Source organism: Accumulibacter sp., from assembly GCF_029255145.1.
Lineage (GTDB): Bacteria > Pseudomonadota > Gammaproteobacteria > Burkholderiales > Rhodocyclaceae > Accumulibacter.
Genome location: NZ_JAPUVQ010000145.1, coordinates 71,740 through 88,589, shown reverse-complemented (window position 1 = coordinate 88,589; position 16,850 = coordinate 71,740). Strand labels below are relative to the sequence as shown.

Here is a 16,850-nt window from a genome sequence, read left to right as displayed (position 1 = left end):
GCTGGAGGACCACCCCTGCGGGGCAACCGTCCAGGCAGCATTCTCGATGCGCGGAAAGCCAAACTTGTGTTGATCGCCCAGGCCAACGCCGGCGACCGGTAATGCGCCCGCCATCGGTTCTCCTCTTTTGGCTCAGCTTAGTACTGCATGTTTCTTACCCCTCAGCTGTTGCGTGCATCAAAGTGCGCTTGCACGCGGGCTGGAGGCAGCACGTAGTTGTAGGCGGCGAACTCCCCGATCTGGCCCTGGAAACGCTCCGAGATACTCGGCGCGGTGGCCGATGCGTTGGCGCCGATGCACAGCCACGTAGCCGTGCGGTAGGTGTCGGGAAACACCGTCGCGGTCTGCTCGTTGGCCTGCACCCCGTTGATGTACAGGCGGGTCTTCTTTTCAACCCAGGGGTCGTAGGTGACCGCCAGGTGGTAGGCCGACCCGGCCACCAGATTGGGATGGACGAAGAACACCGTCGTGGTCGTACCGGTCACATCGACGATCGACAACTGCAGGTTGCCGGCGACCAGGGAGAGGTACATCGGCGGGTTGCCGTTATAGATGCGCAGCAGCCAGATCCGGGTGGTCCCCGTCACCGAAGACGGCCGCACGAAACATTCGACCGTGAAGGTCGAGGCCAGCGTGCTGAAGTTGTTGATCAGCAGCGAACCATTGCTGGTGGTGATGGCGCTCGATCCGGTCACGAAGCCGGGGGCGTTGAACACCGGATTGCCCTCGTACCAGGCAAAGTAATCCTGCTGACCCAGCGCATTGATCGGACGCTGGCTCTGCAGCTCGTTCATCCGAAAGTAATAGACCGGGTTGTCCGCTTCAACCTCGGCCATGTACCCCGCGAATTTGGGCGCGACGACATGCGTCTCCCAGTTGAGGTACGAGTCGTAGAAGCTCGCCACCTCGGCATCCGTGAAGGTTCGGTAGTACATCGCAGCCAAGCCGAACCCACCGCCATGCGCCGCCGGCACCGCACCCCAACCGGAGCCGTGTCCATGGGGCGGTGTACCGTAACCGCCAATGGCCAGCGCATCAAAGCGGCGGGCTGCGCCGTTGGGTTGGTTGGTGGTGGCAAGGTAGTCCCAGTTCTCGTTGGTCGGGTTGTTCGAGCGCAGCCAGCTCCACAAGCGCCCACCGCCCGTGATGGCGGTGGTCTGCACCAGCACGCCATTGACGTAGAGTTTCACGCTGGCGTCCTGCTCGTAGGTCACCATGACGTGGTAGATCTCGCCTGCAATGACGGGCGCGGTGGCACGCACGATGGAAAGGTTGCGGGTGCTCAGGGCTAGACGCACGTTCATCACCGCCGAGGTCACCTCAAGGGTGGGTCCGGCGGTCATACCGTAGTAGCCCCAGTAGTCGTCGTACCCGTAGTACGCGTGGTCGTCCGAGTCCCGTCGACCACCCCACATGAAGATCAACGCGGTTTCACTCGGCGCCGGCGCCTTGAAGATGTATTCCCAGGTGAGGTTCGTGTAGTTTTCCGGGGGGCTGGCTTGATTGCGACCATTGATGGCGCCTTGGCCTGCACGGATGAACAGGCCGTTGGTGTTGGCGGTCGGCGAAAGATGCCGGCCCGACTTCAGGAAGCGAATCGCCCCGCCCACCCGGGTGTCCGGATAGAAATCGAAGCCCCAGAACTGCTCGGTGGTCTGCAGCATGTTTTCTGCATGGCCGAGGATGTTGGAGCGGAAGTAGCGGTAAGTCGCGCCGTTCAGGTAGTCAGCGAAGCTCACCAGCATGCCGAGCGACGACTCGCGGCAACGCCGGGCCCAGAAAGCCGACTGCGGCGCCAGGTTGCCCTTGGTGTTGATGGGCTGGATACGGTCCCAGACCAGGGCGTTTTTGTACGGTGGGCCGCTGGGGTCATAGGACATGACCAGGAACTCGCGGTTCTCATTGAGCCCGTTGAAGGCGTAGCCGCCGTTCTGGTCGGTCGTGGTGTAGCCCACCTTGTAAAAGGTATCGCGCTCGAACAGCAGCACCGGGCGGTCGGCCTGGGCCACGCCGTCTTCCGAGACGATGCCGTAGATGCCCCCCGAGCCCCCGATGTTGATGCGCGACGGGATCGGATAGGTGGTCGACTTGGTGGTGGCGCTGAACTTGTAGTCGCCGTTGGCCGCGAGTACCGGACGATAGACCATCGCCTGGCGGTTCCAGGTCACGTTGTCCGGGGAGGAATCGATGCAGAAGTCGACCGAGTTGGCCGGCACCACGGAGTTGCTGTTGAGCGCTGTCTCAGAGAGGTTGGCCAGCAGGTAGTCCCAGAGCACCGGGTCGGTGTAGGTGAACTGCACGAAGCGCCAGGTCGTGGTCGTCTGGTAATCGGGGTAGTTCACGCCGCAGTAGGTGGCCGTGGTGGTATCGGTGTCGATCAGGTTGACCAAGGGGAAGGAGGTCCCGTTCATCAGGCCCGCCGAGATCGACAGGGTCACCCCGCTGATCAGCGGATTGCCGTTGGCGTCATGCGGCCTCAAGGTACGGAAGATCAACTGTCCGTAGTTGTAGGTGTTCACGCTGCGGAAATAGAGTCGCCAGAAGCGCACTGGGGTCGTCATGGTCAGCGCCCTTCACAGACGGAAGATCTTGTTGATGCCGTTGTCCCAGGTGACGATGATGTCGCCACCGTTGGGCGTGATCGGCAAGCCGGTGGCTGTGTCGATGTAGGCGATCAAGGGCGATGCCGCCTCATCGGGCGTGAGGCCATCGGTGCCCAGCACCTCGCGGTAAATCACCAGGGCCTCGATCGAGGGGCCATTGACCGCCGAGAAAGTCACGTCCTGCGCATCGGCGGCACCGTTGGTGCTGGTCTTGTTGGTCAGCGTGGTGGGCGCGGTGATGCGGGCGGCCACCGGGATGCTGGCGAAGAACTCGTGGGTGGAGGCAAAGGTGTAGACGCCGGTGTCGACCATGACCACCTTGATGTCGTCGGTGAGCCAGTTCAGTTGTGCTTCGAGAAAGCGCTGCCGGCCCTTGTCGTAAAGGCTGTTTGCCATGAATGGCTCCTGAAAGTGGAATGGAAATGAAACTTGTGCCCTGTCGCAGGTCGCGACCGGATCTGGCTCAGCCGAGAACGGCGTTGGCCATTTGGGCGTAACCGCCCGCGTAGAGCTGGGTCTGCTCAAAGCGGATCTCGCCGTCGCCGGCAAGATCGGAACAATCGAGGTCCATCGCTGTGACGTCCTCACCATTGACCAACCGCGCCCAGGTCGCCAGGCCCGACGCTGTGATCAAAGCGTTTTCCTGGGCGGTCAGCACCAGCTGCCCACCGACCACGCTGCCGCAGGGCCGGGTGAGGCGAACTTCGACCAGCATCACACTGCTCGGGTTGTCGGAGGGCGCCCCCGGTCGTACCCCGCCGTAGATGCGTACCCGTGCGGCTTGAGTGCCCCGGTCCAGGAAGGCCCGGGTGCTTTCCATGCGCGCCAAGTGGTGTTCGGTACTCAAAGTGATCGTCATGCGATCACCTGCGGCTGCAGCCGATCGGCGATCACCGCCCGGTAGTGATGCTCGTGGTCGTGCGCGACGACCGTGAAGCGCTGATCAGGGTCGAGGTGATCAAAGCGGTAGCTGCCGTCAGCAGCGCTCCAGGTCTCGGCCACCAGCAGGTTCGTCTGAGCGCTGAAGAGTTGAACCCGACGCACCAGCGCTCGGTTGGGCGTGCTGGCTTGAACGGCCTTCTCCTTGACGGAACCGGTGATGAGTCCAGCACCACCAAAGTGGATGTTGCGCCGAAACTTGGGCAAGGCATGCCAGCAGGCATCAAACCCATCGACGCGGTCCCACAGCACCGAGTTCGGGCTGTGCCAATGGGGCAGCACCGCACAACGCGCACCCGGTGCCGTGTTGAGCAGCAAGGTGCGTTCATGCGGCGGGTTCGTGAACTCTTCGCTGGCCACCAGATCACCGATGATCCAGTCCTGGACCTCCGCAACACTGGCCTTGCCCCACTGGATGTACATCGTCGCGCCGCGCGAGACGCCATTGACGAAGTGGTCGACTGAATCGCCGGAACGACTGAACTGAAACGGGTTGGCGCCCGGAAGGTTGTGCTCGGCCAGATAGGGCACGATGGTCACTGTCAGCTGCGTCTCGCCCGTCGTTGGCCACGAATCCTGGAAGCTGTTGGTGCTCCAGACGGTCTTGAGCTCGTAGGTTTCACCGGCCAGCTCATAGGGCCGCGTGACCATCCCGGTCGCGTTACTGCCGTCGTAGCCGGTGTTGCACCAGAAACGGAAGTTCAGCGGTGTGAGCGGTTCGTGCCCCAGTTCGATTTCGCACACCCAGATCCCCGCCACGGCCCAGCCGGAGTAGACGCCGATGTCGACCGCATCCGAGCCCAGCGCCTTGGTGATATCGATCGAGCCGTCCGGGGTGGTGTAGGTGTTGCCCGCGATACGCACCCAGCCCGTCGAACTGCTGACCTGGGCGCCCGAGGTGCCGTCGAAAGTGTCCGATCCACCATCACCCCAGGGGTTGCCGTCCTTGGACACGCCATAGTTGTTGAAGAAAGGCACGGTGTTGCCCGTGCCCAGTCTGGCCAGTAATAAGCGGCTCATAAATCACCGCCATGGCCCGGTAATGTCGAACGCCACCTGCGCCCCTTCAGACTCCGAGCTGTACTGGGTGCGGACCAGCAGAAAGCGTCGACCTGACTGGCCCACGACGTTGTCGATGATGGTCTGGTCGGTATAGGGCCGATCCTGGTGCATCCAGTACATGCCCGGCATCATCCCGCGCAGGTGTCCGTCTTCCTGCCGCACATAGGTCGGCATCAGCCACAGGCTGTAGTCAGCCCCATTGGGAAACGGCAGATTGCCGCGTCCGCACACCTGCTGACCGTTGTTGGTGTTGAGCGATGTCACCCCCCAACGCACATAATTGCCGACCTGGGTGTGGTTGCGCAGGATGACCTTGCCCCCGACGTCCAGCGAGTGGGTCAGCCCATAGCCGTTGTACTGACCGGGGTAACTTGAATACTGGTTGTTGATGCTCCAGTAGCGGTCATCCGCGCACAGCACGGTGTGGTACCGGTCACCCGGTTTGAAACTTTCGAGGTCGCCGAAGCAATAGAAATTGCGTCCGTACCAGTTGTACCCCGCCGCATTCGTCACAAACAGGAAGAACAGGCGATCGTCACCCACCAGCACCCAGTTGCGGTTGCCGCCACCGCTGTCGCCATAGTTCTCGTACCCACCTTGCTGCGCGTGGTACCACTTGTGCCAGCCCCACTGGTTGGCTTCCCACTGCGTCCAGTTCTGGTTCGGTTTGCTCGGATCGAACGGGGCTTGGGCGCCGACGATGGTCCCGATGTCGGCCATGTCTTCGACGATGCCGACGTTGGCCCATTTGGCCCAGGTGGTGCCGTAGGACGCGCCTTTCAGGCTGTCGTCGATCAATAGCAGGTTGCCCGGCGATTGCGGGTGGAAGCTGCGGTAGGCGCGCTTGTGGGTGGTGGAGAAGGCGATCTCCCACCCCAGGGGCGCCACCTTGGCCGACAGGCTGGTGGCCGTGGTGGCAGGTGATGCCGGTGTGCCCGTGACCGCATAACTGAAGGTGGTGGCGGTGACTGCGAGCACGCGAAACTGGCCGTTGTAAGCGGCTTCGTTGGCCCCCTCGATCAGCACCACCTGGTCTTTGAGATAGCTGTGGCCGGTGGTGACCGTCGCCGTGGCCAAACCATCGGCAAAGCTCAGACGGTCGATCCCCTTAAGGTTGAAGCCGTTAACGAGCACCGCATCGAGCATGTTGACCAGATCGCCCCAGGCGTTGGACACCTGAGGGGCGCCGGCCATGCCACTGTTGAAGTATTTGACGCTCAAATCAGTCATCTATTTCTCCGCTCAAGGCGTGTCCACATCGCCGCGCAACAGCAAGGTGAAGGCATCGTCGGGTACCGTTTCCGGTCCCTGCTGAACCGTGCGCACCACCCAGACGGGAAACTGCGCGCCGATGGTGTTGAAGCGCAGCACGTTGCCGGTCGCCCATCCGTTGCCCCAACCGAGCGCCGGCAGGAAGAAATACGGCACGCCGGTTGACGGGTTGTTCGGGGCGCAGTCGGTGCTGGTGTTGCCGGATGCGATCACGCCCACGTTTTCACCGATCACCTCGAAGGCAGTGCTGTTGGTGAAGCGCACGATCCAGCGCTCGGTCAGCGCACCCCGGTTGGTGACACGGATCGGGTACTGGGTGTTGTTGAAGGTGGCCGTGGCCGATCCACCCGACAGGCTGTCGGACCACGTACCACTCCAGGAGGCTTGGTCGAACACCAGGCTGACGCGGGCGAATAGATCGCCGGCCATCAAGGCGCTGGCCACGAAACTGCCGGAACGGGGATCGCCCGGCGTGGCGAGCGGATAGTCATGGGTCAGTGCGCGCGTGAAACTGATCTCGCCGTTGATCTGCGCATCCCGGACCACCGCCATGTCCTCGATGCGGTGCTCGATGGTGACGGGCTGGCTGTAACCACTGACGTTGCTGAAGGTCACTGTCCCGGCTTCGAGGTCGGCTGTGTAGCCAGTCGGAATCACCACGCCATCGTTGCCCACGATCCGGACCCGGGACAGACGGACCCGACCGCAGTCGATGGTCTGGCCGTTGATGACCGAGGTCGTGATGCGTCCTGTGTGGCCTACCACCGCAAACCCACCGGGACGGAAGATCGGTACGCGCCCATCGCTGGGCAGGCGTACCGGGTCGATGCCCAGCAGATCTGCGTCCAGCGGCAAATAGCTGTAGGCCACCGCGCTGTAGCGCACACTGGAAGCGGCTACAGGTTCCGGTTTGAAGATCTTGCCGTCGGTACTGACGTTGCTGGCATCGAACCACGGCTCTGCTTCATTGCCGGCCGCCGTGACCACGCTCCCGAAACGCACCCGCACCAGCCCGGTCTCGTAGTCCACGCTACCGCTGACGCCGGGAGCATCGATCTTGCCGTCGATCCCGGCGCTGACACTTTGCGTGCCACCGATGGCGCGGGCAAACTGGATCGACAGCGACCCTGGACGCAAGGGAGCGGCCCCGGTACGGAACACGAACTCGCTGGAGATGTTCTCGCCCACCGTGGTCACGCAACTGGTCCGGGTGATGGCGTTGTTCGTTCCTGCCGTCCAGGAGGTCAGCGCAACATCGCCCGACAGATAGTTGATCGTGCCGCGCGTAACCCATCCGCCGGTGGTGAACTCTCGCAGGGTGCCCTGGCCGTTGTCACCCCAGGGCTGCGCACCTGCAGCGGTGAGCAGAACTGTGCCCGTCACCACCTGGGCATTGACACCCGGCACCAGTTTGAAGGCTGGCAGGAACTGGAAGGTTTCCGAGTGGTTGCTGGTCGAGCCCGCGCTGTTGTAGCGCAGCTTCACATAGCCGGATTCGTCGTTCGGGTACATCGATGGCGCGTCGATGTATTGGATGCCCGCGTAGTTCAACCTGAACATCAACCCAGCGCTACCCCAGCCCAGACGCTGCGAGGTGTAAACCGGTCGAGGAATCTTGATCGTGACATCAGGTTGGAACACCACCAATCCGGTCGCGTAGTCCACCGATCCGACCACCGAACCATTGAGCAGCACTCGGCCAGCGCCGTCGTCTCGGGCAATTTGCGTCGGATCGACGCCATTCCACAGGCCGATCCCCATTTCTTGAATCTGCTTTTGCGTGTAAACGCCCAGCCCAGTCGTATCCGTCAGCGTGTTCCATTCCACCTCGAGCGATCCGGGTTCGATGGTCCCCAAGGTCGCGGTGACCGGCAGCGTCCCCGCGCCATTGCGGGAGGGGTGAGAGAACGAGTCTTCCTGCTTGGGGCCTGCAACGTAAGTGACGGTGATCTGTGTTCCGACCGACGGCAGCACGTTGGGTGCGAAGTCCACGCGGTTCTGCGCGACGCTCAAGTTGCCGGTGGCCGCCCCGGACAGTGCGCCTGAGGTAGCCGCCGTTGCCGTCTTGGCGCCGCCGTACTCCCAGGACACTGTGAGCGACCCGGGTTGCACCGAAGTCCCCGCAGGCGGGTTCAAGGCAAGGCTCTGGGCGGCCTTCAGGGTAGTGGATGGTTGCTGCGTCTCCTGCGTCGGCACATTCCAGGTCAGCACGAGCGAACTGCCGACGTCGGGCAATGCGCCCAAGGTGACGACGAACGCGCCGGTGTTCCGGTTGAAGGTACCCGCGCCGTAGCTGGCATCTAGGCCCTTGAGGGAGCCGTTACCGGCATCGGACAACACGTACCAGCGGCCCTGAGCCATGTAGCTGATCGTCAGCGTGCCGGGCTGCGGCACCGGATTGACTGTGCCCACGTAGGACTGGCTGCGGGATTCGGGCGTGACCGGGATTTCCGAGCTTTGCGGCGCACGCAGAATCTGCGCGGCGGGCGTGTAGGTAATGGATTTCGCGTTCGACATCGACCCCGAATTGAGGGTCAGGATGCCGTTGGCGTAGTCGATGGTGCCCATCGTGCCGCTGGCGGTCTTAAGTAGACCGGCGTCGTCGAAGATCGTGATGCCGTCCGTGCCAATGGTCAGTGACCCGGGCAAGCAACCGCCAGGCAAGTTGAACTTGGTGCTCGCCGTCCACGCGTGGCTGGCCGTATAGCTGACCGGCACAGCACCGGGCACAGGCAACCCTGCGGCCGCATACGGCGGAACGAAGGAAATCGGCGTCTCAGTCTGGGCGCTGGGCACCAACTGCGTGTAAATCGAGGTGCCCTTGATCGTGAAGTCGCCAAGAGCTGCTGCCTGGGTCAGCGGAACGACGCCGACGTAGGTTCCAGCGTCGGCCACGACCGTGTCCCGCACCTTAGTGCTGTTCGTTGCGCGTGTGAACGTCCGCGTCGCGGGCGAGCCCGCGAAGTCGTAACGCAGGGCATCGCTGATATCGACGGTGACGACACTGGCTTTGTAGTCCTGGTCGTTGTTGTAGGTGAAGGTGCGCTCGACCACCGAGACTGAGGTGGCCCGGATGTACTGCTCTTTCTGCGTGCCCAGCCCCTCGTTCTCGATCAAGACCAAGGTCTGGCCAACATTGGGAACGGTGTCGGTCGTGCGCTGAAAAAGCTGGATCACCCGCTGACCGGCGATGTGGTTTTCGAACAGGTAGCCCGCCCATTCCGGGCCCTTGTTGAGGTAGGCCTCGATGCGGACTTGCGCCTGCTCGCGAGTGTCGAAGGTCCGTTCGGTAGAGAACAGCGTGACGCTGACCCTGGGATCGGCAGGCGGCTCGGCCACGATGACGTTGGCCCCGAAATAGGTGTCGGTATCGTCGGTCTGCACCGAGACGAAGGACTTGCGCAAATTGACCCGACCGCCGGCACGATCCACCTCGGAAATGTCGGGGAAGATCGCGTTCGACACCCCATCGGCTATTCGCTGACCAGTGGGCGCACCACCGCCCTCAGGCACATCCGCCATCACGGCAGATTTCAGCAGTTTCACGTCGCCGGCTTGGATCGGCATGTCAGAGCTCCAGGAATCGAAGGGTCAATCGGTAAAAATCAGCGTCAGACCGGGCAGGAAAACCGAGCACCGGCTCGGCCTCGATCGCGGTCTCTGCGTGCCGAAAGGCCACCGTGTAAGTGCGGCCATCGGCCAGGGTCAGTTGGAAACGGCCCGTGGCATCGGTGGGTGCCACCGCAGCCCAAAGCCGCAGTTGCTCTACTGTTGCGCGCGTAACCCAGGCCATGTCGGGTGCGCCCACCAAGGTGATGGGACGTCCTGCCAGTCGCGTGGCCGACTGGATCAGCAGCGCCCCGGTGATTAGGTAAGCGCTGGTCGCAACGGTCGGCGACCAGCTGTGTTCGTCGCTCCACAACAAATCGTCAGGCAGCACCAATGCCACCTCATCAGCGAGGTTCTTCAGTTGCATGGGAATGAACTCACACCGCCCGGGTACGGGCAGCGTCTAGAAGTTGCAGAAGACGCGACTCGTCGCGTGCATCGATAGCGGCCTGGACCTTGCGGTCACCAGAGGACAGCTCTACACGTACCGTGCGCGTCGGGCCACCGTCACCAGCCAGGACCGGGCGAGCCAGCGCCGAGCCTATGGGTTGCACCAGCCCACCAGCAGCGAATCCTTGGACACCGGCCATCACGCGCCCAGCCAAGGCCTGCGCCGGAGCAGACAGGTTGTTGATCGCCTCGAAAAAGCCCGCACCGTAACGGGCAACAGCGTCCCGGTTCACGACAAACTCACCCGGGGTCAACATCGCCGGGACGGTGTCGGACTTCGACAGTCCGCCGCGCCGGTAGTACTCGCCCTGGTTCTGTTCCATGTAGTCGATCAGCTCGCGTTCCAGGTCTTTGCCCCAGAGCAGCGGCTGGGCCATCGCCTGTCGCCACGTTTGCTTGATCCGCTCCAGGTTCTGGCGCTCGTTGCCAGTGAGTTGCTTGCGTCCGATGAATTCCTCCAGCGTGCGCCGATCCTGCTGCGCTTGTTTGCCGTAGTTCTCCATCGTCTTGCTGCGCATGTCCAGGCTGACCGATGCGCCGTAGTTCCACTGCAGCCAGTTGGTGTACTCGTTCATTCCCTGCAGACCCAGATCGATCATCTTCAGGGCTTCGAACGCGTCACGGTTCTTCTTTGGAGTTGTGGGTGTGCTGTCACCACTGTTGTCGGCTCCATTACCGGAAGGGCGTTTTGCGCCACCCAGCATTACCGCGCCGCCCGTGGCGAACCGGGCCACCCCATTGGCCAGCCGCGAGAGCGCACCGCTCCCATATTTCTGCACCGCTGCCTTGCGAATCACGAAGGCACCGGCATCCAGGGTGCGCGGTACCGTGTCGTGATGGCCAGAGCCGGGCACCGAACCGCCTCCCATCCGGGGGAAGGCAGGAGCCACCGCGCCGCCGCCAGCAAAGTGCCTGACACCACCACCAACCAGGCCGCCGGTGGCATTGACCTCGACCCGCTGCACGTAGATGGTGTGCGTGCTCGAGGTATTTGCGCCGTTCAAACTCATGATCTCCGAACGAGCCGCTTCCGCATTGGTGCTGACCTGATGCCGAGACTCGGTCTGGATGCGATCCAGCACCTTGATCATCCCCTCGACGTTGGTGATCGCGGCCTGCGCTTTCTCCGTGGCGACCTTGAGTTCGACCTGCGAGTTTTGCTCGGCGTAGGTCTTGAGCTTGTCGAGCGCATCCTTCGCCTTGCTGACGTCCGCATCGACCGGCAGCGTCTTGCCCTCTTTGAGCAACTGCTCATACTCCTGCAGCTTCTTTTCCGCTTCCTGCAGATCGGCCTGAATCTTGAGGAGGAATTCCTTCTCTGCCAGCGCCTTGTCCAAGTCAGCGATCGCCTGATCGAAGCGTGTCTTGTCGGCATCGATCGTGACCTTCAGCCCATCCTTGAGCTTGGTCGTGATCTGGTCGATCTGTGTTTCGGTCTGCGTCAGGGTCTGCTGGATCTGCTCACGGGCCGTGATCGCCGACTGGGCGGCTTTCTGGTGCGCCGCGCTTTCTGCGTCCAGCGTCTTGTTGAGCAACTCCTCCGAGGTCCGGATGGCACCGATGGCGCCTGCCACCTCGTTCTTGCTCTGCACTGCGGCCTGATCGGCAGCCTGCGACTTCTGAGCAATCTCGGCCCGCAGGGTTTCGGCCTGCCGCATCAATTGATCGGCCGTGGCGTACTCCTGCTTGCGGTAGGCCTCGCGCGACTGCGCTTCGAGCTGCACGACCTGGGTCATGTTTTGCTCGGATTGCCTCTTGGCATCCTCAGCGCGCTTGGCCTCGTTGGTTTGCGAGGTGGCCACCTGCGCGGCCAGGTCCATGGCTTTTTGAGCCAGTTGTCGGGCCAGCTCGAGTTCGCCGTTGGCCAGGGCCTCGCGGGCCTTTTCCTGATACTCGGCGATCTGGTATTTGCGATCCTCGTTGGCCTGAAACTCGGTCATGCCCTGACGGGCAATCTCGCGGATGCGCTCCTCCGTCGTCATCGACAACCGGCGCTTCTCGTTCTCAATGCGTTGCACCTCAGCCAAGTGCCGATTGGCTTCGGCGTTTAAGGCATCGATGTGCTGCCGGTACTCCGACAACGCCTGGGTCATGGTCTGGCGCTTGGTGGCCAGAATCTCATTTTCGACGCGGGTGACATTGGCCGACCGCTCGGATTCTGTCTGCCCCTGGCGCTGGGCGGCCTCGATGCGGGCACGCCCCTCGTCATCAATTAACTTCAGCGTGGTCGTGGTGGCCTGCTGACGCAGCGTGGTTTGCTGCGTCAGCGCCTCAGTCAGCAGTTGCGTCGACTTGGTGATCAGCGCAGTTTCCGACTGGGTTTTGAGTTCCAGTGCGGTTTGCTCCTGCTGGTAACGCGCCTTGACCGCATCGATCTGGCGCTGCAGGTTGGCCTCGACGATGCTGGTCAGCCCCTTGTAGGCATCGGCCATCTTGGCAGTCGCGTCATTGACGACCCCCTGCGCTTTTCCGACCGCCTGTTCGACTTCGCCCAAACGGGATTTCAGCTTCTCCAGTGCGCTGTGGACGGCCTCAACGCCACGCCCGACCGCCTCCTGCGTCCCCTGGCGAACTGCTTCCAGCCGCTTGGCAATCTCCTCGGCGGCGGTCGCGGCGGTATTCATCGCACCCTTGGCCGCGTCCGCTCCCTTGGAGGCGTCGGCGTACATCTGGCCGAAGATCTGGTTCATCTCAGCGAGCCGCTGCTCGTGGCGCTTGGTGGCCTGCTCGATGGTGTCGGAGGTGAATACCGCTTTGAAAACTTCCCAGCGGTACTGCAACTGCTCGATGCCTTTCATCAGCATCTCGACCATGAAGATGCCTGCCTTGCGGACGACCTCGAATTTCTCGGACAACCACGTTCCGATCTCCCAGCCCACCAGGAAGGCACCCAGCACAGCGAACGCCGTCTTGAGTACGCCCACGCTGGCCACGGCTGCTGACACCGACAGATTCGCCGTCGCCCACGCAGCCGAGGTAGCACTGGCTGCAGCGACGGCTGCCGCGCCGGCGGTCTGCCAAGCGGTGATCAGCGCCGGGATCAGGCGGTAGATCAGTACGGCCAGACCGACTTCAGCGATGCGCTTTAACCACTGCATCACCGTGTCGAGGTTCTGCGCCAGCCACGTCAGAGCCTCGGCCAGCTTCTTGGTGAAGCCGGTCGACTCGTCGAGTCTGCTGACCCACTGCCCGAAGGCATTGCGCAGGCGCTCAAAAGCTTGGCTCACCGTGGCTGGCAGCTGGGCGTATTCGCTGGCCAGCTTGTCCTTCTGGCTCATCAAGGCATTGACCACCACATCGGCAGTCAGACGACCTTCCTCAGCCAGCTTGCGCAGCCGCCCGATCGGGACGTTCAGGCCATCGGCCAGAGCCTGCGCCAGACGGGGGCTGTTCTCGACGACGGAGTTGAATTCCTCGCCCCGCAGCACTCCGGAGGCGAGCGCCTGCCCGAACTGCAGCAGGGACGACTGCGCCTCAGAAGCCGATGCGCCCGACAGGCGCAACGCCTGCGAGATGCTTTCGGTGATCGTGAGCGCGTCCTTTTGCTCGCCACCCAGCATCCGCACCGCCTGCTGCAGCTTGCCGTACAGCGTGGCGGTTTCCTGGATCGGCACGCCGATGCGCTGGGCGATGTCAAACAGCTCCTTTTGGGCGACGGCGTACTCACGCTGGCCAGCGGTAGCCAGCTTCAGGCGCGCGGACATCATGTTCCATGCGTCGGCGATCTGGACGATCTCCTGCACCTTGCCTGCCGCCCAATTGATCGACAGGAAAGCCAGTAGCTGCGTCTTGGCAGTCGCCACTTGATCGCCAAAGGCCGACATTCCTGCCTTGACCTCGGCCATCCCAGCGGCTGCCTTCTCACCAGCGGTCTTGGCGGTGCTTGAGAGCTCGCCGAGACTGCGCTCGGCAGACGCGATGGCGCGCTTAAGCCCCTCGTCGGCCCCTTCGAGTGCGACGAGGACGGAAATTCGGTTTGCCATGACTCAACTCACCGTCCGGATCTGCTTCTCGATAGCCGACGACAGGCGCGGGATGCGGCCCGCGACCAGACGTTCGACATCGAGGCGCTTCTTGAGCACGACCTTGGGCACCAGGACGGCAATCGGAATATCAGCACCGCGTTTGAGGCGCTTGATGCCCTCGGCTTTGCGATAGCGGCGCTTAAAGCCTGCCAGTGGCCGGTCGTGTTCCTTGATGTTTTCGGCCATGAGGACGATATTCCCCTTTGCGTTCTTGATGAAATAGGCATTGCCGCCACGCATCAGCTCGGTGATCTGCGCCTTGAAACGTCTCCTGCCGACACGCCCGTGCAGCGGGATCAGCATCCGACTGGCGATCAAGCCCCCACGCTCGTGCATCCCCGACCATGGAATCCGCGAACCCACGTACAGCGCGGGCAGGCGGTTCGGGTCTTTATTCAGCACCTTGGCGGTGAAGCCTTTGAGGAAGGACTTCTTGACCACCGCCATCTGGCCTGCGACGTGGCCGCGCACGTCCTGTTTGAGCTCGGACGCTTCACTGGCAATGGCCCGCGACACGGCCTTCTTGACCTTGTCTCGGAACTCGCCACCCCAACGGCGCAGTTGCGCCTGAGCTGCTGAACTATTGATGCGGACGGAGATGCGCATGGTCGGTGAGCCTGTCGAGGGTCTGGTCGAGATGGCGAGCATCGCTACGCGTGCCGATGGCGACGAGCGATAGCAACCGCGCGTCGCGGGCTGCGTCGGTACGCGCCATGGCGGCAACGAAGCCACGCACCTGCGCCAGGGTGTAGTCGAGGATGTCGGGCAGACGGTGGCCGTGCTCGATCAGGTGCTGGACGGTGTCAAACCAGCCGCCATCACGGGTGCCAGCTTCGTTTGCGCGAACAGGCCGTCGAGCTTGGGTATCACCGTCCGCGTAAAAAAATCGGCGTTCACCTCGATTACCTTGGCCGCGAGCAGGATCGCCTGGTCAGCTTCTAGCCCGTCGACCCATGCGCGAGGTTTGCCAACCGCGATGGCGATGGCCGACAGCAAGTCATCTCCGCGCTCACCAAACAGCGCCAGCCAGTCGATGTCCGAGGCGCTGAGCTGCTGCATCACCGGCGAGATTGCCCGCAGGAAAGCGGGCATCTGCCCTACCTTCAGCGGCTTGATAGCCAGCGGCTCGCCATCGATGACCAGTTCGACCGCCTGCGGAATCAGGGCATCCAGATCACTCATGGCTGTTCCCCTCACAGTTGGACGATGCGGCCGAACTGCCCAAGCACCGCATCAAAAGGTTTGGTGGTATCGGCCAGCAGCGAGCCCTCCAGCTCGAACTTGTTGTACTCGTCCGAGATGAAGGAGATTTCCTTCAGAGGATCGAAGGCCACACGGTACAACTCGACCAGCACCTTGGCGTTGCCCTGCGCCGTGTTGATGCCCTCCAAGCGCAGGTAACGCTCAGGCAGCGCCTGGGTGAAGATGCCTATCTCGGTGGCGATGCCATAGGCATAGCTGGCCTTGAACGGTGCGGTCAGTCCGGTGGTGTCCAGAAATTGGACGGCACCAAAGTCCAGATCGGCGGTGTAGTGCGTGCCGGCGGTCAGTGTGGCCGGCGTGCCTGCTGAATCCGTGACCACCAGGCTCGACACCTTGGGGTGGGCCAGGAAGTAGCGGTCGCCCGGGGTCGGGGTGGCGCCACCAATAGGTTCGGCAGTCACCGTACCCGGCGTGCCGACGACATGATTGCCGTAAAGGGCCAAGGCGAGGTTTTCTTTGGTGAACTCCTCGATGGTCAGGTTCACCGTGGCCGACTTCTGTTTGACCATGCGGTGGTCCAGCGAACGCTGGCCGGTCTGGCTCTCGTAGTGCTCCAGCACATCGGTTTTGAGAGACAGTTTGAGTTCGGCTACGTTGCCGGGCGAGCGGACTTCGATCGGCAAGCCAGCCGTGTCACGTTTGCCGAGAAAGACGCGGCCTTGGAATGAAGCGTAGGTGCTCATGATTTGGGTTCCTTGCGTTGAACGAGGGAGGTTTCAGCCTCCACTCGGGTCGGTTTCGGTTCGGGCATAGCGATGTCGTTGGCCAACAGCCATTCGGCGATGTCGGCATCAACGTCGAGAACATCGCCTGCAGCATGGGTCTTGCCCGCATGGGTATGCGGGCGGTTCAGAACGAGTCGGGGCATAGGGTCATCCTTGGATGGAGATGTCGTTGGCGAGCGTGCGGTAGGTGATGCGATACCGCGCCGGCAAGGCCACCGCCACGGCGTCGGCGTCATCAACCTCCCATTCGCACTCCTGTTCCCTGACGCCGAGCGCTAAACCACCCACCGTTCCATCCGACAACAAGGCAAGATGGGCAGCGGTAAGAAGGCGATCGGCTTCGGTTTCCGGTGTCGTCGGCGCGACGTTTCGTGCCAAGGCGACCAATCGAACCGTCAGCTCGCGGGTGACGCGATCGTTGGCACGTTCGGTGATGGCTTCAGTCTCGGGAAACACCACCAGCGCCGGACATTGCTCCCGGCTAATGGCCACCGTGGGCGAACGGTGCAAGGTGGCGCCCAATGCTTCGACGGACGGCCGCACAGCGGCCATCACCGCCAGCAGAATCCGCTCGCGGATCGAATTGCCGGCCATGGGTCAGATCCTGCTGAGTTTGGCGCGCAACTCCGAACCATCGCCCACGGCTCGAATATCACGCACCTGAAATAACTGACTATCGATTTCGACGGTCTCGCGTGCCGCCAACCCCACCAAGACGCTGGCGGGGTAAGACATCACGTACTCTGTGCTGAGCGTCAGACCGTCGAGCAGGGTTTCGTCGGGAGCAGCGAATCCCACCGCTTGGGCCTGCTCAGGCGAACCATCGCTGGGCCGCCAGACGCAGGGTTTCAGAAACCCCGCGTGGGCGGCCGCCTCAAAGAGGTTTTCGATGAGCGCCATGG

The 16,850-nt window shown here is 62.6% G+C and carries 14 protein-coding genes; all 14 read right to left on the bottom strand.

Annotated elements, in window-relative coordinates; genetic code table 11:
- Positions 1 to 161 precede the first annotated feature (161 nt).
- Positions 162 to 2,495: a LamG-like jellyroll fold domain-containing protein gene (locus tag Q1L50_RS18410; RefSeq protein WP_300341579.1), complete on the bottom strand. Its 2,334-nt coding sequence runs from the start codon at positions 2,493 to 2,495 to the stop codon at positions 162 to 164.
- A 78-nt stretch (positions 2,496 to 2,573) separates the two neighbouring features.
- Positions 2,574 to 2,999 (bottom strand): hypothetical protein, encoded by a 426-nt coding sequence (locus tag Q1L50_RS18405; RefSeq protein WP_300341577.1) that lies wholly within the window; start codon positions 2,997 to 2,999, stop codon positions 2,574 to 2,576.
- Between the two features lie 67 nt (positions 3,000 to 3,066).
- Positions 3,067 to 3,462, bottom strand: a complete 396-nt coding sequence (locus Q1L50_RS18400; protein ID WP_300341575.1) for a hypothetical protein — start codon at positions 3,460 to 3,462, stop codon at positions 3,067 to 3,069.
- Positions 3,459 to 4,496 carry a hypothetical protein gene (locus tag Q1L50_RS18395; protein ID WP_300341573.1) on the bottom strand — a complete coding sequence of 346 codons (1,038 nt, stop codon included), beginning with the start codon at positions 4,494 to 4,496 and terminating at the stop codon, positions 3,459 to 3,461. The genes Q1L50_RS18400 and Q1L50_RS18395 overlap by 4 nt, the downstream gene beginning before the upstream one ends.
- A 69-nt stretch (positions 4,497 to 4,565) precedes the next feature.
- Entirely contained in the window at positions 4,566 to 5,834 is a 1,269-nt protein-coding gene (locus Q1L50_RS18390) for a hypothetical protein (RefSeq protein ID WP_300341571.1), read from the bottom strand.
- A 12-nt stretch (positions 5,835 to 5,846) separates the two neighbouring features.
- Positions 5,847 to 9,443 carry a hypothetical protein gene (locus Q1L50_RS18385; protein ID WP_300341569.1) on the bottom strand — a complete coding sequence of 1,199 codons (3,597 nt, stop codon included), beginning with the start codon at positions 9,441 to 9,443 and terminating at the stop codon, positions 5,847 to 5,849.
- A 1-nt stretch (position 9,444) separates the two neighbouring features.
- Positions 9,445 to 9,852 carry a hypothetical protein gene (locus tag Q1L50_RS18380; RefSeq protein WP_300341567.1) on the bottom strand — a complete coding sequence of 136 codons (408 nt, stop codon included), beginning with the start codon at positions 9,850 to 9,852 and terminating at the stop codon, positions 9,445 to 9,447.
- 10 nt (positions 9,853 to 9,862) lie between these two features.
- Positions 9,863 to 13,918 (bottom strand): tape measure protein, encoded by a 4,056-nt coding sequence (locus Q1L50_RS18375; RefSeq protein ID WP_300341566.1) that lies wholly within the window; start codon positions 13,916 to 13,918, stop codon positions 9,863 to 9,865.
- A gap of 3 nt (positions 13,919 to 13,921) precedes the next feature.
- Complete coding sequence (locus Q1L50_RS18370; protein ID WP_300341564.1) at positions 13,922 to 14,566, bottom strand: DUF6441 family protein; 645 nt, start codon at positions 14,564 to 14,566, stop codon at positions 13,922 to 13,924.
- 180 nt (positions 14,567 to 14,746) lie between these two features.
- Positions 14,747 to 15,142, bottom strand: coding sequence for a hypothetical protein (locus Q1L50_RS18365; protein WP_300341562.1), 396 nt, complete (start codon positions 15,140 to 15,142; stop codon positions 14,747 to 14,749).
- Between the two features lie 11 nt (positions 15,143 to 15,153).
- The gene (locus tag Q1L50_RS18360) at positions 15,154 to 15,906 is read right to left on the bottom strand and encodes a hypothetical protein (protein WP_300341560.1); all 753 of its coding nucleotides are present in this window, start codon (positions 15,904 to 15,906) and stop codon (positions 15,154 to 15,156) included.
- Entirely contained in the window at positions 15,903 to 16,091 is a 189-nt protein-coding gene (locus Q1L50_RS18355) for a hypothetical protein (protein ID WP_300341558.1), read from the bottom strand. Before Q1L50_RS18355 ends, Q1L50_RS18360 begins: the two co-directional genes overlap by 4 nt.
- Positions 16,092 to 16,095: 4 nt before the next feature.
- Positions 16,096 to 16,542, bottom strand: a complete 447-nt coding sequence (locus Q1L50_RS18350; protein WP_300341556.1) for a hypothetical protein — start codon at positions 16,540 to 16,542, stop codon at positions 16,096 to 16,098.
- Positions 16,543 to 16,545: 3 nt separating this feature from the next.
- Positions 16,546 to 16,848 carry a hypothetical protein gene (locus tag Q1L50_RS18345; protein WP_300341555.1) on the bottom strand — a complete coding sequence of 101 codons (303 nt, stop codon included), beginning with the start codon at positions 16,846 to 16,848 and terminating at the stop codon, positions 16,546 to 16,548.
- Positions 16,849 to 16,850 lie beyond the last annotated feature (2 nt).

Bases quoted from the DNA above. Each gene is read 5' to 3' on its own strand.
- Q1L50_RS18405 (WP_300341577.1), bottom strand. From the start codon at position 2,999: ATGGCAAACAGCCTTTACGACAAGGGCCGGCAGCGCTTTCTCGAAGCA.
- Q1L50_RS18400 (WP_300341575.1), bottom strand. From the start codon at position 3,462: ATGACGATCACTTTGAGTACCGAACACCACTTGGCGCGCATGGAAAGC.
- Q1L50_RS18390 (WP_300341571.1), bottom strand. From the start codon at position 5,834: ATGACTGATTTGAGCGTCAAATACTTCAACAGTGGCATGGCCGGCGCC.
- Q1L50_RS18385 (WP_300341569.1), bottom strand. From the start codon at position 9,443: ATGCCGATCCAAGCCGGCGACGTGAAACTGCTGAAATCTGCCGTGATG.
- Q1L50_RS18380 (WP_300341567.1), bottom strand. From the start codon at position 9,852: ATGCAACTGAAGAACCTCGCTGATGAGGTGGCATTGGTGCTGCCTGAC.
- Q1L50_RS18375 (WP_300341566.1), bottom strand. From the start codon at position 13,918: ATGGCAAACCGAATTTCCGTCCTCGTCGCACTCGAAGGGGCCGACGAG.
- Q1L50_RS18370 (WP_300341564.1), bottom strand. From the start codon at position 14,566: ATGCGCATCTCCGTCCGCATCAATAGTTCAGCAGCTCAGGCGCAACTG.
- Q1L50_RS18365 (WP_300341562.1), bottom strand. From the start codon at position 15,142: ATGAGTGATCTGGATGCCCTGATTCCGCAGGCGGTCGAACTGGTCATC.
- Q1L50_RS18360 (WP_300341560.1), bottom strand. From the start codon at position 15,906: ATGAGCACCTACGCTTCATTCCAAGGCCGCGTCTTTCTCGGCAAACGT.
- Q1L50_RS18355 (WP_300341558.1), bottom strand. From the start codon at position 16,091: ATGCCCCGACTCGTTCTGAACCGCCCGCATACCCATGCGGGCAAGACC.
- Q1L50_RS18350 (WP_300341556.1), bottom strand. From the start codon at position 16,542: ATGGCCGGCAATTCGATCCGCGAGCGGATTCTGCTGGCGGTGATGGCC.
- Q1L50_RS18345 (WP_300341555.1), bottom strand. From the start codon at position 16,848: ATGGCGCTCATCGAAAACCTCTTTGAGGCGGCCGCCCACGCGGGGTTT.